This window comes from Streptomyces sp. 8K308 (genome assembly GCF_004348315.1).
Taxonomy (GTDB): Bacteria; Actinomycetota; Actinomycetes; order Streptomycetales; family Streptomycetaceae; genus Streptomyces.
Map to the genome: position 1 here is coordinate 1 of NZ_SMKC01000213.1, position 12,166 is coordinate 12,166.

Below are 12,166 nucleotides of genomic sequence, written 5' to 3' on the forward strand. Positions count from 1 at the left end.
CCCCAGGCATAGTCCACCGGCCCCACCGCCGCCGCCGCCGATGGCCCCCGCCCAACCGGCTGGTACCACGACCGGAGACGTCCTGGAGGTGCCGTACGAGCCGGAAGGGATTGCGGACAGGAAGTGACCGCAACGGCCTCTACGGTCGTGCCATGACGAAGACGCAGAAGATACTTGTCAGTGGCGCCACCGGGACCGTCGGGCGGCAGGTTGTCGGCGAGCTCCTCGCCCGGGGGCACGAGGTGCGGGCCCTCACCCGGAGTGCGGCGAGCGCCGTCTTTCCGGCCGGGGTCGAGGTCGTGCAGGGTGACCTGACCGATCCCGACAGCCTGATCCCGGCCCTGGAGGGCGTCACCGGCCTCCACCTGATCACCTTTGGCGGGGCCTACTTCGCCCCGTTGGAGACGGGCCCGCGGATCCTGGAGCTGGCCCGCGCGGCCGGGGTGCGCCGGGTCACCGTGCTGCACGGTGGCGGTCCCTCGCTGCTCGAGGACGCCGTGCGTGCCGACGAGGGCGTGGACTGGACCGTGCTGATGCCGGTCGAGTTCATGGCCAACGCCCTGGAGTGGGCGGACCCGATCGTGGCCGCCGGGGAGGTCCACGAGCCGTTCGTCTCCCGGCTGAGCGCCATGGTGCACGAGGGCGACATCGGCGCCGTCGCCGCGGTCGCGCTCACCGAGGAGGGGCACGGGGGCAGGGAGTACGTGATCACCGGCCCCGAGCTGCTGACCGTGGGCGACAAGGTGGCGGCGATCGCCGCCGCCCGTGGCCGGGAGATCGCCCTGGTCGAGCTGACCGAGGAGCAGGCCGTGGCGCGGTGGCGGGCGGCGGGCCACCCGGAGGACGTGATCGGCTTCCTGGTCGAGGCGTATGGCAACACCCCGGAGGTGGGCCGCACGGTCGTCGACACCGTCCAGCGGGTCACCGGCCGCCCGGCCCGCACCTTCGCCCAGTGGGCGGCGGAGCACGCGGACGCCTTCGTGGCCTCGGCATAAGCCCGCGGCTCAGCGACCCTCCGTCTGCCACGACGGTCCCACCGCTGACGGTGCGGGTGGGAGGACGCGGGGCAATGGCCAGCGTCGGCACGGTGATCGTGAGGTGGCGAGCATCATCGACCTGGCGCCGCGGAACCCCTGGTAGCACTCGGGCTCGACAGCGTCATCGTGCGCTGTCCGCTCTCCTGTGGTTCGCCGCCACCGCGCTGGTCGGTCTCATCGCCTTCCACCGCCGCATGCGCGATGCCCTGCCGGGGGAGAGAGAATCCGCGCCGAACCTCCAGGCGACTGACCGCCGGCACGGCGGTCCCGCTCCACGCCGAGCCGGGAAAATCCTTGGACTCCCCCAGAGCCGGTACGGGAGACTGACTGGTCCCTGCCCCGTACTCGCGTGTTCTTCGCGCCGGTACCGCGTGGCGGTCCGGCCCTGCCCGGTCCCCCGCGGGGCGCCCATGAGAGGGACCCACTCGACCGACACTCATCGCGGCCGGTTTCCCAGCCACCGGCGTCCTTCCCTGAGGAGGCGTGTGGCGGGCCGCCGCACGACCGTACAGAGGTGGGATGGGAACGTCGCTTCCACACGAGAGTCAACCGCGGAGGGGCTCCATGCTCCTCGCCCTTCGCCACTACACGGGTGAGCTCGTCCGGCTGCGCCTGCTGGCCGTGCCCGGGATGCTGCTCCCGGCGTTGGGCACCATCGGCACCCACTACATCGCGCCGCTGATCGTCGCCAAACTCGTCGGCCACATCGCCGACGGCGGCACGACGTCCGTCGACGCGACCCTGCCCTACATCCTCGCTTTCGCCGGTGTCCTGCTGCTGGCCGAGACGCTGTGGCGCATCGGCATCCACTGCCTGAACCGGCTCGACGCGCTCGGCATCGAGCACCTGTACGTCATCGGCATGGACGAGCTGTTCAGCAAGGACGCCGCGTTCTACCACGACAACTTCGCCGGATCGCTGACCAAACGCGTCCTCAGCTTCGCGTCGCGCTTTGAGGAGTTCGTCGACACCCTGACGTTCTCCGTGCTGGGCAGCCTCGTGCCGCTGGCGTTCGGCTCGTTCGTGCTGTGGGGTTACGAACCGCTGCTCGTCATCGGGCTCCTGACCGTGATCGCGCTGACGTCGCTGTTCGTGGTGCCCCTCATCCGCCGCCGCCAGGCACTCGTCGACCAGCGCGAGCAGGCCATCGCCCGCGTGTCAGGACACGTCGCCGACAGCCTGATGAACATGGACACGGTCCGCGCGTTCGCCGCCGAGAAGCACGAGGCCGCCGAACACCGTGCCCGTGTCGCGGAGTCGAGACGGCTGTCGCTGCGGTCGTGGGACTACGGCAACCTGCGCATCGACGCGCTGGTCGCGCCGATGTCCGTGCTGGCCAGCACGCTGGGACTGGTGATCGTGCTCGGGCTCTCCGGGGACGGGCTCGGCGTCGAGGCGCTCGTGGTCACGTTCACCTACTACAGCAACGCGACCCGGCTCATGTTCGACTTCAACCGGATCTACCGCCACCTGGAGAACTCGCTGACGGAGGCCGGGCAGTTCACCGAACTGCTGCTGACGCCGCCGACCGTGGTCGACCCGCCGTCGCCCGAGCCGCTGAGCCCCAGGGACGCCGACGTCCGGTTCGAGCGGATCTCCTTCACCCACGCGGGAGGCAGACCACTCTTCGACGGACTCGACCTGAGGGTGCCCAGCGGCTCGCGGATCGGGCTCGTCGGTCGTTCCGGCGGCGGCAAGACCACCCTCACGCGGCTGCTGCTGCGGATGGCGGACGTCGACGCCGGTCGCATCCTGATCGGCGGACAGGACATCAGCAGGCTGAGCCAGGCGGACCTGCGGAGCCAGATCGCCTATGTGCCGCAGGACCCGGCGATGTTCCACCGCTCGCTGCGGGACAACATCGCCTTCGCCCGGCCGGACGCCACGGACGCCGACATCCGGCGCGCGGCAGACGCCGCGCACGTCACGGAGTTCGCCGACACGCTGCCGCAGGGCTTCGACACCATGGTGGGCGAGCGCGGTGTGAAGCTGTCCGGCGGACAGCGCCAGCGGGTCGCCCTCGCCCGGGCGATCCTGCGCGACGCCCCGATCCTGCTGCTCGACGAGGCGACCAGCGCCCTGGACTCGGAGAGCGAACTCCTGGTCCAGGAGGCGCTGTGGCGGCTCATGGAGAAGCGTACGGCGCTCGTGGTCGCGCACCGGCTGAGCACCGTCGCCGGGATGGACCGGCTCGTGGTCCTCGACCAGGGTCGGATCATCGAGCAGGGCACGCACGAGGAACTGCTCGCGCTGGACGCCACCTACGCGAAGCTGTGGCAGCACCAGTCGGGCGGCTTCCTGGACGAGTCGGCCGTGCCGCTCGTCCAGGACTGACGCGGGCGCGACCGGGGGCCCCGGTGGCCCCGCGGTCGCCCCGACCACCGCGGCTCGGGAGCGCGCGGGCCCGGACACCGGCACGCCGCCGACCCGCGGTTCCCGTTACAGCTGGCTCAGGATCGTCCGGTCCGTGATCTCCGTGTCCCGGGCCAGCAGCATCGCCTTGCTGAGGATGACCGCGAGGGTGTGGTCGCCCTCGTACGGCAGGTAGCCGGACGGCTGCTCGGCGGTGCGGGAGGTGGGGACGATGCACAGGTAGCGGTCGCTCGGGGAGATCAGGACGTTGGTCGAGCCGAGGTGGATCTTGTAGGTGTGGCGCTCGCCCCTCACGAGCAGGAAACGGCCGTCCAGGGTGCAGCGGTCGGCTATCGCGAGGCGGGGGACGAGCCGTTCGAGGAGGGCTCGGCGGGTCTCGGCCGTGGCGTTGAGCTCGCCGAAGCCGTAGGACGTCCAGTACTCGCGGTAGCGGCCGCCCGGGCCGCCGTCCTGCCAGGTCGGGTCGTTGCCGACGCTGGCCACGCCGACGAACAGGTCGACGTCGCGCAGCACCTCGCTCAGCACCAGCGGGGGTATCTCCTCGATCGGCAGCGGCTCGACGGGGTCGCGGCCGTCGCGGAGCCACATCTCGTAGGGCCAGTGGCCGTCGCAGTGCGCCAGGTTCTCCGGGGCGTCGAGGGGATAGAAGCGGACCTGGTCGGTGCGCAGCCTCAGGAAGCTGCCGGAGTCCGTGAGGTCGTCCCGGCCGCCAGGGCCGGCGCTGTCGCCGTGGATCCAGTACTCGGCACGCAGGCCCCACTCGGGGAGTTCGCGGACGGCGGGCGGCAGGGAGTCGTCAACGGCGAGCCGCAGCCGGTTGCGCCAGCCGCGCACGGCGGCCAAGGAGTGGAACTGGTGCTGGCGCAGGACGTGGGCGGCGAACCGGTTGGAGTAGGTGCGGGTGGCGCGCTCGGCGTCGGTGAGGAGGTAGACCTCGCGGTGGGCCTGCTTGAACGGCTGGGTGACGGCGTGCCGTTCGAGCCAGTCGCGCCAGGCGGCGACCTCCTCCGGGTCGCGGTCCACCGGGTGCCAGAGGGTGACCCGGGCGTCCGGGGCCGGGGTCACGGGAGCGTCGGCCAGGGTGCGCAGGGCGTCGTCGGCGAAGCCGACCGCCGTGCCGTCGACCGTCCACAGCAGGCGCCGGGCGAGGGTGCCGACGAGAGGGTGGTCGAGGAGCCGCTGCCGCCAGGTCTCGTACGCCCAGGTGCGGCGGGCCAGGAACTGCCGGTCGAGGCGGTCGCGTTGGGCGGTGAGCATCTTGTCGATGTCCTTGACCGAGGCGCGCAGCGCGGCCAACTTTTCGGGGTGGTCGCGCCGGACGGCGGCCGGGGCGCCCTTGACCTGCTTGCCGGCGGCGGTGCGCCAGGTGAGGGTGGCTCTGGTGCCGCTGGCGGAGAGCAGCGCCGTGGCCTCGCCGAGCGGGACGACGGCCGCGCCGACGGAGATCAACCCGTAGGTGGGGACGGCCAGTTCCTCGACCTCTTCGCGGGTGAGGCCGAGCGCGGCGGCGCGGTCCAGGAGGGCGGCGTCCAGCAGCTTGGCGGTGGCCTTGTAGGTGACGCGGGCGGCCAGCCGGGCGAGTTCAGCGAGGGCGGCCTCGTCGTCGAGCCGGGAGAGGGCGACCACGCCGGCGTTGGCAACCTTGGGGCTGCGCGGGCCGACGCCCGGCACCTTCCGCAGGGACGTCTCCACGAGGGCGCCGAGCGCCCTGACCGTGTCCTGGTGGGGTGGCAGGAGGGACGCCAGCCAGGCCAGGCCGCGCAGCGGGGTGGCGTTGTACGCGTCGAAGAGGTCGTTGGCCGTGTGATGCGCCCCCACGTTGAGCGGCAGGGTGCGGGGGCGGCCCGCCTGGCGCAGCAGGTCCACGACGAGGGTGCGCACCCGCTCGGGGCCGGCCGCATCGGTGAGGGCGCGGGCGGACTTCTCCCAGGCGGCGGAAGGCTTGGCGGTGGTGGCGGTGGTGAGGTGGCGCAGCAGCGCGAGCCAGGGGTCGTCGGGGCCGGTGACGGCGGCGAGGGCGCTGTCCGCCCATGCCTCGCCCACGTTCAGCGGGGGGTCGCCGAGCAGTTCGAGCGCGGCGTGGGTGGCGGCGGAGACCACGTAGTGGTCGAGCGCGCTCCGGCGGAGGGCGGCCAGTGCCTCGGGGGGCAGGCTCCGGCCGGCTTCGGCGTCGGTGGTGAGGAGGGGCTCCACTCCCCATAGGTGGTGGATGACGAAGTGGTTCCCCACGGCGCGGAGCACCCAGTCGCGCGCCGCCTCGGAGCGCTCGTCCGCCAGGTCGTGGGCGAGGAGGGCGAGAGCCGTGGCGGGGTCGCAGCCGACCTCCACCAGGTCGCGGTCCACGGGCAGTTCGGCGATGGTCGCGGCCACCCGCTCGGCGACGGGCCGGCGCACCTCGGCGGGCAGCTCGCCCAGCCCGCGGAACCAATCGTGGTTGAAGTAGTGGCCGCGGCCTGTGGACAGGGTGAAGCGGACCATGTCGTGGGCCGCCTCGACGGCGGCGGCGGTGTCGCCGGCCGCCAGGGCCTGCCGCAGGTCGTCGGCGTGCTGCTGTTGCCGCTGCTGCTGTGCGCGCATGCTGCTCAACCCCCCACCAGGGCGACCAGTTTGAGGAAGGTCACCGCCGTGTCGGCGGTGAGCTCGATCTCCTCGTCGAGCTCGGTGACCTGCCGGTCGCCGACGAGCAGCAGGAAACCGTTCCCCTGGAAGGCCCGCAGGGCCCGCTCGACCTGGGCCTCGGCGTCGACACGGCCGGGCGCGGGCATCGCGTAGCCGCCGGGCACGCGCTCGGCGCGCTCGGGCTGGACGAGGCCCTGGAAGACGCGGGGCGTGCGGGCGTTGTACTCGGCGACCTCGTGGCGCACGCGCCGCCCGATCAGCTCGCGCGGCGTGGTCCGCTCCCCCGCGATGTCGAGCGCCCAGGCCGCGGTGCGCTCCCCCGCTGTCGTCTCGTCGACGAACGTCACATATGGCATGCCGATGACGTTACGGCCCGCCACTGACAGCGCGTTCGAGGGCTCGGCCGTCAGAAGCTGTCATAGGGCCAGCCGTCGTTGGTGTGGACGATGTAGTCGGGCCTGGTGCGCGCGACGCGTTCGCGCAGGCGGCGCAGGAGCCTGGTGGGGTTGGGCGGGGATATGCCGAGGGCGGCCGCGGCGGCGCGCTGGGCGGCGGGGTCGAACTCGGGCAGGTCCTCGTGGAAGTCGAGCTCCAGCTTCTTGAGCAGGTCGACCTCGGGGCGGGCGAGTTCGGCGGGGGTGAGGTGCAGGCACTCCATCCAGTAGGGGATGCCGGCCATCAGCTCGAGGGCCTCGCGCAGGCTGTTGGCGATCAGGCCACCCTGGCCCTCGGAGTTGGTGTAGATCACCGGGCGGGTGGCGCCGCGCTCGCCGATCAGGAAGTAGGTGCCGCCCGAGCCGCAGCCCGCGACGGGTTCGAGGGGCGCGCCGGACGACAGGTGCAGGTGTTCCACGGGCTCCCGCCGGGTCACATCGAAGTCGCAGGGCCACTCGAAGTAGCGCAGCAACGTTTCATCACTCGCGATGCGGGCCAGCAGGGCGAAGTCATCTACCTCAGCCATGGGGGCTACGTATCCGTTCTGGCGTTCGGTCTGGCAGGTGTCCCCGTGCCGGAAGGCTATCGTGTCCCGCATGGCCGTTGAGCTCATCCGGATCGTTTCGCGATCCTCACCGATGGCGTTGGCACAGGTCGAGCGGGTTCGCGCGGAATTGGCCGCGCGGCACCCGGGGATCCGCACCGAGGTGGTGCCGGTCACGACCTCGGGAGACCGGTGGCAGGGGGACCTCGCCAAGCTGGGCGGGAAGGGCGCGTTCACCAAGGAGGTGGACGCCGCGCTGCTGGCCGGCGAGGCGGACCTGGCCGTGCACTGTGTCAAGGACGTGCCGGCCGACCGGCCGCTGCCGGCGGGCACCGTGTTCGCCGCCTACCTGACGCGGGACGACATCCGCGACGCGCTGATCGACCCGGCGGGACGGACGTTGGACCAGCTGCCGCCGGGCACCAGGATCGGCACCTCCTCGGTCCGCCGAGTGGCGCAACTCACGGCCGCCTACCCGGAGTTGGTGCCCGTGCCGATGCGGGGGAACGCCAACCGCCGTCTTGAGAAGCTGGAAGCGGGCGAGGCGGACGCGCTGCTGCTCGCGGTCTCGGGTCTCGAGCGGATCGGGATGGCACATCGGATCAGTCAGGTGCTCGGCGTCGACGAGATGTGCCCGCCGATAGGGGCGGGGGTGTTGGCGTTGCAGTGCCGGGAGGGCGACGCGGAGGTCATCGACGTGGTGTCGGGCCTCGGCGACCCGGCGACGTGGCGGGAGATGACGGCGGAGCGGATGTTCCTGCACGTGCTCCAGGGCCACTGCAACAGCCCGATCGCCGGCTACGCCAAGGCGGAGCGGGACGGCAGGCTGAGCCTGTGGGGGCGGGTGTTCTCACCGGATGGCAAGACCGTGCTCGACGCCCACGAGTGGGCGGGGCCGCTTGACCCCGCGACGCTCGGCACCTCGGTGGCCGTGGCCCTGCTCCGCCAGGGCGCCCGCGAGGTGATCGACGCGATCCCGCACTGAGCGCGGGCCGCCGTCACCGCCTGGTGACGCGGAAGACGGGGTGGTCGGGCGCGATGCGACGCAGGTCGGCGTCCGGGGAGTCGGGCCCGACGCCCTGGAAGAAGACACCGACCTCGGCCTTCCAGCGCCTGAGATAGGCGCGCAGCAGGGCCGGCTTCTCGTCGTCGGGGACCTCCTCGGCGGTGAAGGGCTCGACCCTGCGGCCGAGGCGGAGCTCGCCGCCGCCCGCCACCCTCATGTTGCGGGTCCACTGGACGTGGCCCCGGGGTGCGACCAGGTACTCCACGCCGCCGACCGTGAGGAGGTTGACGGGCGTGGTGCGCCAGTCGCCGCTCTTGCGGCCACGGACGGCCAGGACGCGGGCGCCCCTGACGCTGACGCCGCGCCGGACGAGGAAGGCGACCAAGCGGTTCAGGACGTTGACCGTGAACCAGCCGGGCTTCTTGACGTGCGTGGTGGACATCAGGGCCCCTTCGGTGAGCAGTGCTCTCGATTGGGAGCAATGGTTACACCGCCGCCACGGGAAAGCAAGAGCACCGCTCTTGCTTTGGAGCGATGTTCCGGCGGATGGCAGACTGGGGCCATGAGCGGGATCCAGGGGGCCAGAGAGCGGGCCAGGCGCGAGGTGACGGCGGCGATCAAGGACGAGGCCAGGCGCCGGTTGGCCGCCGAGGGGGCGCCCAAGCTGTCGCTGCGCGCCGTCGCCCGCGAGCTCGGAATGGTCTCCTCGGCGCTCTACCGCTACTTCCCGAGCCGCGACGACCTGCTCACCGCGCTCATCGTCGACGCCTACGACACGATGGGCGAGGCGGCCGAGGCCGCGCTCGCCGCCGGGCCCCGGAGCGACCCGCGCGCCCGCTGGATCCTGGTCTGCCGGGCCGTGCGCGACTGGGCGGTGGCGAGCCCGCACGAGTTCGGCCTGATCCACGGCACGCCGATCCCCGGCTACGCGGCCCCGCGCGAGACCGAGCGGGCGGGGACCCGGGTGCCGCTCGCGCTGCTCACCGTCCTACGCGAGGCCGACGCCGACGGCCTGCTCGAGCCGCCGCCCTGGGGGGAGCCGCCGGAGCCGGCCCGCGCCGACATGGCGGCGCTGGTCGCCGAGTACGCGCCCGAGTTGCCGCCCGGCACGTTCGCGGCGGCGCTCGCCGCCTGGGCACAGCTGGTCGGCCTCGTCGGCTTCGAGGTCTTCGACCAGTACGGCGGGGCCATCACGGCGCGCGCGGAGTTCTTCGAGCACGCGGTGGGCCGGCTGGCCGCCGAGGCCGGCGTGGGGCCTGTCTGACAGTCCCCGGAGGATCAGCGAGCGGCGGATGGCGCGCGCCTGGCAAGGCGCCCCACGCGGCGGAGCCGCATATCGATAGCAGCGCAGCTCGTACCTGGTCGTACTCGCGCGCGGCGTCGATATGCCGCTCCGCGGCGTGAGGCAACGCAGGCTGGGGGCACCGCCCGGACGGAGTCCGGGGGAGGGATGCCAGCCGTCGCGAGCCCGCCGGGGACTGTCAGACAGGCCCTGAGCCCGGCGGCGAGCTGAGAAGCCACGCCGCCGGGCCGGGCGCCTGAGGTCGTCAGGACGCGGTGCAGATCGTCCCGTTGAGGGAGAGGACGGGGGCGCTGTAAACGGCGCCGCTGTTGGTCTGGAAACCGAAGCTCAACGAACCGCCGGCTCCCACCGAACCGTTGTAGGAGGCGTTGCGCGCCGTCACCGTCGTTCCACTCTGACTGAGCGCGGTGTTCCAGGAGTTGGTGACGGACTCGCCGACCGGCAGGCTGAAGGTGACCGTCCAGCCGCTGACCGCCTGGGCCGTGGTGACGCTGACGTTGACCGTCGAGCCGCCGTTCCAGCGGCTGGCGACCTGGTAGTTGGCGACGCAGCCGGTGGTGGGCCCGCCTGGGTCCTCGCCCGGATCGCCGCCGAACGCCGTCAGCACCGCGTTGAAGGCCGGCTTGGCCACGTAGTTCGCGTCATAGAGGCAGGCCGCGCCCTGGCCGTCGAAGACGCCGGGGATCCACGAGTCGGCGTCGCTGAAGCCCCACACCGTGATGCCGCCGCAGTTCGAGATCGCCAGGCAGGTCTGCACCACGCCCGCGTACTGCGTGGCCTGGCGCGCCAGCCTGGTGCTGTCGGACGGCGTGGTCATCCGGATGTCGAGCTCCGTGATGTTGACCTCGAGCCCGAGGTTGGCGAAGCGCTGCAGGTTGGCCTGGAGGGTGGACGGGATCTGGTCCAGGATGAAGTGCGACTGGAAGCCGACGCAGTCGATCGGCACTCCCTGGCTGAGCAGCGAGCTCACCAGGTTGTAGAGCCCGTTGCTCTTCGCGTTGGTGCCCTCGATGTTGTAGTCGTTGATGCAGAGCTTGGCGTCCGGGTCGGCGGCGCGCGCCGCGCGGAAGGCGTTGGCGATGTAGCTCTGGCCGATGGTGTTCTGGAAGACGGAGCCACGCAGGGTGCCGTCCTCGTTGAACACCTCGTTGACCACGTCCCAGTACTCGACGGAGTCGCGGTAGTGGGTGACCACGTTGGTGATGTGGTTGGTCATGATCGAGTTGAGCTCGGTGGCGGAGAAGCCGCCGTTCGACACCCAGCTGGGCAGCTGGCTGTGCCAGACCAGGGTGTGGCCGTAGACCTGCTGGTCGTTGGCCTGGGCGAAGTTCACCAGGCGGTCACCCGGCGCGTAGTTGAACGAGTTGCGGGACGGCTCTAGGGTGTCCCACTTCATCACGTTCTCGGCGGTGACGCTGTCGAACTCGGTACGCGCGATGTTGGTGTAGGTGGTGTTGCTCAGCTTGCCGTCGGCGATGGCGGTGCCGATGAACCTTCCTTGGGCGGCCGCCGCCTCGCGCAGCGTAGCGGCCGAGGCCGCCGGGCTCTCGGACGAAGACTCCTGGGCCTGGGCGCTGCCGTACACCGCGCCGCCGGAGAGCAGAAAAGCCCCGGCCGCGATGACGACTGCGGCTCTGCGCACCAGGGGATGCATGCGATACCCCTCTCGTTGTCATGCCCCCGCAGGCTGACGCGTCCGTTTTATGGGCCGCCCTGGAGGGCGTCAAGCCTTCCGGAATAACATTGAAAAACTTCCGGTGGCCGGACGCGCCCGGATGCGACAGAAGAGGTGCTCATGGCAGGGGAACGCAAGGTGACGATCACGGCCATCGCGAGGGAGGCGGGCGTGTCGGTGCCCACCGTCTCCCGCGTGGTCAACGGCCGCTCCGACGTGGCGCCGGAGACCAGGGCGAAGGTCGAGGAGCTGCTGCGGCACCACGGCTACCGGCGGCGGGCCCAGCCGCACGGTGACCGGGCCGCGCTGCTCGACCTCGTCTTCAACGACCTCGACAGCCCCTGGGCGGTGGAGATCATCAGGGGCGTGGAGGAGGTCGCGCACGCCTCCGGCGTCGGCACGGTGGTCTCGGCCATCCACGACCGCGCGGGGGCGGCCAGGCAGTGGATGACCAACCTGCGGGCGCGCGCCTCGGATGGCGTGATCATGGTGACGTCGGTGCTCGAACCGGTGCTGCACAAGGAGCTGACCCGGCTCGGGGTGCCGATCGTGGTCGTCGACCCGGCGGGCGGCACGGCGATCGCCGCGCCGACGGTGGGCGCCACCAACTGGGCCGGCGGCATGGCCGCGACGGAGCACCTGCTGGAGCTCGGCCACCGGCGCATCGGCTTCATCGCGGGACCGCCCCGGCTGCTGTGCAGCCGGGCCCGGCACGACGGCTACCGGGCGGCGCTCGAGGCGGCCGGCGTGCCGGTGGAGGAGGAGCTGACGGTGCCGGGCGACTTCTACCACGAGTCCGGCTTCCACGGCTGCCGCCGGCTGATGGAGCTCGCCGACCCGCCGACGGCGGTGTTCGCGGCGAGCGACCAGATGGCGATGGGCGCGATCGAGGCGCTGCGGCAGTGCGGGCTGCGGGTGCCGCAGGACGTGAGCGTGGTGGGCTTCGACGACCTGCCGGAGATGCGGTGGGTGGCGCCGCCGTTGACGACGGTGCGGCAGCCGCTGGCGGAGATGGGGAAGGTGGCGGCGCGGACGGTGCTGCGGCAGGCGAGGGGGGAGGAGATCGACTCGCCACGGGTCGAGTTGGCGACGGAGCTGGTCGTCCGCGCGTCGACGGCACACCGCCGGTAGGTTCTGGGCGGGTTCTCTCTTCCCCCACCCTGTCTCTTATACA

The 12,166-nt window shown here is 72.0% G+C and carries 10 protein-coding genes; 5 read left to right on the forward strand and 5 right to left on the reverse strand.

Going from position 1 to position 12,166, the window contains the following annotated elements; genetic code table 11:
* Positions 1-152: 152 nt before the first annotated feature.
* Both E1265_RS24535 and E1265_RS24540 read left to right on the forward strand, forming a co-directional pair.
* On the forward strand, positions 153-995 hold the full coding sequence (locus E1265_RS24535) for an NAD(P)H-binding protein (RefSeq protein ID WP_132933177.1): 843 nt from the start codon (positions 153-155) through the stop codon (positions 993-995).
* 606 nt (positions 996-1,601) lie between these two features.
* The gene (locus tag E1265_RS24540) at positions 1,602-3,371 is read left to right on the forward strand and encodes an ABC transporter ATP-binding protein (protein ID WP_132933178.1); all 1,770 of its coding nucleotides are present in this window, start codon (positions 1,602-1,604) and stop codon (positions 3,369-3,371) included.
* A gap of 105 nt (positions 3,372-3,476) precedes the next feature.
* Here the strand turns inward: E1265_RS24540 and E1265_RS24545 are convergent, their stop codons facing one another.
* Genes E1265_RS24545 through E1265_RS24555 form a run of 3 tightly spaced genes read right to left on the reverse strand, consistent with a single transcriptional unit; the run spans position 3,477 to position 6,990 of the window.
* Positions 3,477-5,987, reverse strand: a complete 2,511-nt coding sequence (locus tag E1265_RS24545) for a DUF4132 domain-containing protein (RefSeq protein ID WP_243741081.1) — start codon at positions 5,985-5,987, stop codon at positions 3,477-3,479.
* Between the two features lie 5 nt (positions 5,988-5,992).
* Positions 5,993-6,385, reverse strand: a complete 393-nt coding sequence (locus tag E1265_RS24550; protein WP_132933179.1) for a hypothetical protein — start codon at positions 6,383-6,385, stop codon at positions 5,993-5,995.
* Between the two features lie 50 nt (positions 6,386-6,435).
* Positions 6,436-6,990: a hypothetical protein gene (locus E1265_RS24555; RefSeq protein WP_132933180.1), complete on the reverse strand. Its 555-nt coding sequence runs from the start codon at positions 6,988-6,990 to the stop codon at positions 6,436-6,438.
* Positions 6,991-7,060: 70 nt separating this feature from the next.
* Here E1265_RS24555 and hemC point away from each other — a divergent pair, with 70 nt between their 5' ends.
* Positions 7,061-7,993 (forward strand): hydroxymethylbilane synthase, encoded by a 933-nt coding sequence (gene hemC / locus E1265_RS24560; protein ID WP_132933181.1) that lies wholly within the window; start codon positions 7,061-7,063, stop codon positions 7,991-7,993.
* 13 nt (positions 7,994-8,006) lie between these two features.
* Here hemC and E1265_RS24565 read toward each other — a convergent pair whose 3' ends face one another.
* Positions 8,007-8,456: a nitroreductase family deazaflavin-dependent oxidoreductase gene (locus E1265_RS24565; RefSeq protein WP_132933182.1), complete on the reverse strand. Its 450-nt coding sequence runs from the start codon at positions 8,454-8,456 to the stop codon at positions 8,007-8,009.
* Positions 8,457-8,576: 120 nt separating this feature from the next.
* Between E1265_RS24565 and E1265_RS24570 the strand changes: the two genes are divergently transcribed.
* Positions 8,577-9,278: a TetR/AcrR family transcriptional regulator gene (locus E1265_RS24570; protein WP_132933183.1), complete on the forward strand. Its 702-nt coding sequence runs from the start codon at positions 8,577-8,579 to the stop codon at positions 9,276-9,278.
* A gap of 283 nt (positions 9,279-9,561) precedes the next feature.
* On the opposite strand, the gene E1265_RS24575 is transcribed toward E1265_RS24570, so the two are convergent.
* The gene (locus E1265_RS24575) at positions 9,562-10,959 is read right to left on the reverse strand and encodes an endo-1,4-beta-xylanase (RefSeq protein WP_243741082.1); all 1,398 of its coding nucleotides are present in this window, start codon (positions 10,957-10,959) and stop codon (positions 9,562-9,564) included.
* A gap of 153 nt (positions 10,960-11,112) precedes the next feature.
* Here E1265_RS24575 and E1265_RS24580 point away from each other — a divergent pair, with 153 nt between their 5' ends.
* Entirely contained in the window at positions 11,113-12,123 is a 1,011-nt protein-coding gene (locus E1265_RS24580; protein WP_132933185.1) for a LacI family DNA-binding transcriptional regulator, read from the forward strand.
* The last annotated feature ends 43 nt before the right edge of the window (positions 12,124-12,166 follow it).

What these genes read in the sequence shown, in the direction of transcription:
- E1265_RS24570 (WP_132933183.1), top strand. Translation starts at nt 8,577, where the DNA reads ATGAGCGGGATCCAGGGGGCCAGAGAGCGGGCCAGGCGCGAGGTGACG.
- E1265_RS24550 (WP_132933179.1), bottom strand. Translation starts at nt 6,385, where the DNA reads ATGCCATATGTGACGTTCGTCGACGAGACGACAGCGGGGGAGCGCACC.
- E1265_RS24535 (WP_132933177.1), top strand. Translation starts at nt 153, where the DNA reads ATGACGAAGACGCAGAAGATACTTGTCAGTGGCGCCACCGGGACCGTC.
- E1265_RS24565 (WP_132933182.1), bottom strand. Translation starts at nt 8,456, where the DNA reads ATGTCCACCACGCACGTCAAGAAGCCCGGCTGGTTCACGGTCAACGTC.
- hemC (WP_132933181.1), top strand. Translation starts at nt 7,061, where the DNA reads ATGGCCGTTGAGCTCATCCGGATCGTTTCGCGATCCTCACCGATGGCG.
- E1265_RS24540 (WP_132933178.1), top strand. Translation starts at nt 1,602, where the DNA reads ATGCTCCTCGCCCTTCGCCACTACACGGGTGAGCTCGTCCGGCTGCGC.
- E1265_RS24545 (WP_243741081.1), bottom strand. Translation starts at nt 5,987, where the DNA reads ATGCGCGCACAGCAGCAGCGGCAACAGCAGCACGCCGACGACCTGCGG.
- E1265_RS24555 (WP_132933180.1), bottom strand. Translation starts at nt 6,990, where the DNA reads ATGGCTGAGGTAGATGACTTCGCCCTGCTGGCCCGCATCGCGAGTGAT.
- E1265_RS24580 (WP_132933185.1), top strand. Translation starts at nt 11,113, where the DNA reads ATGGCAGGGGAACGCAAGGTGACGATCACGGCCATCGCGAGGGAGGCG.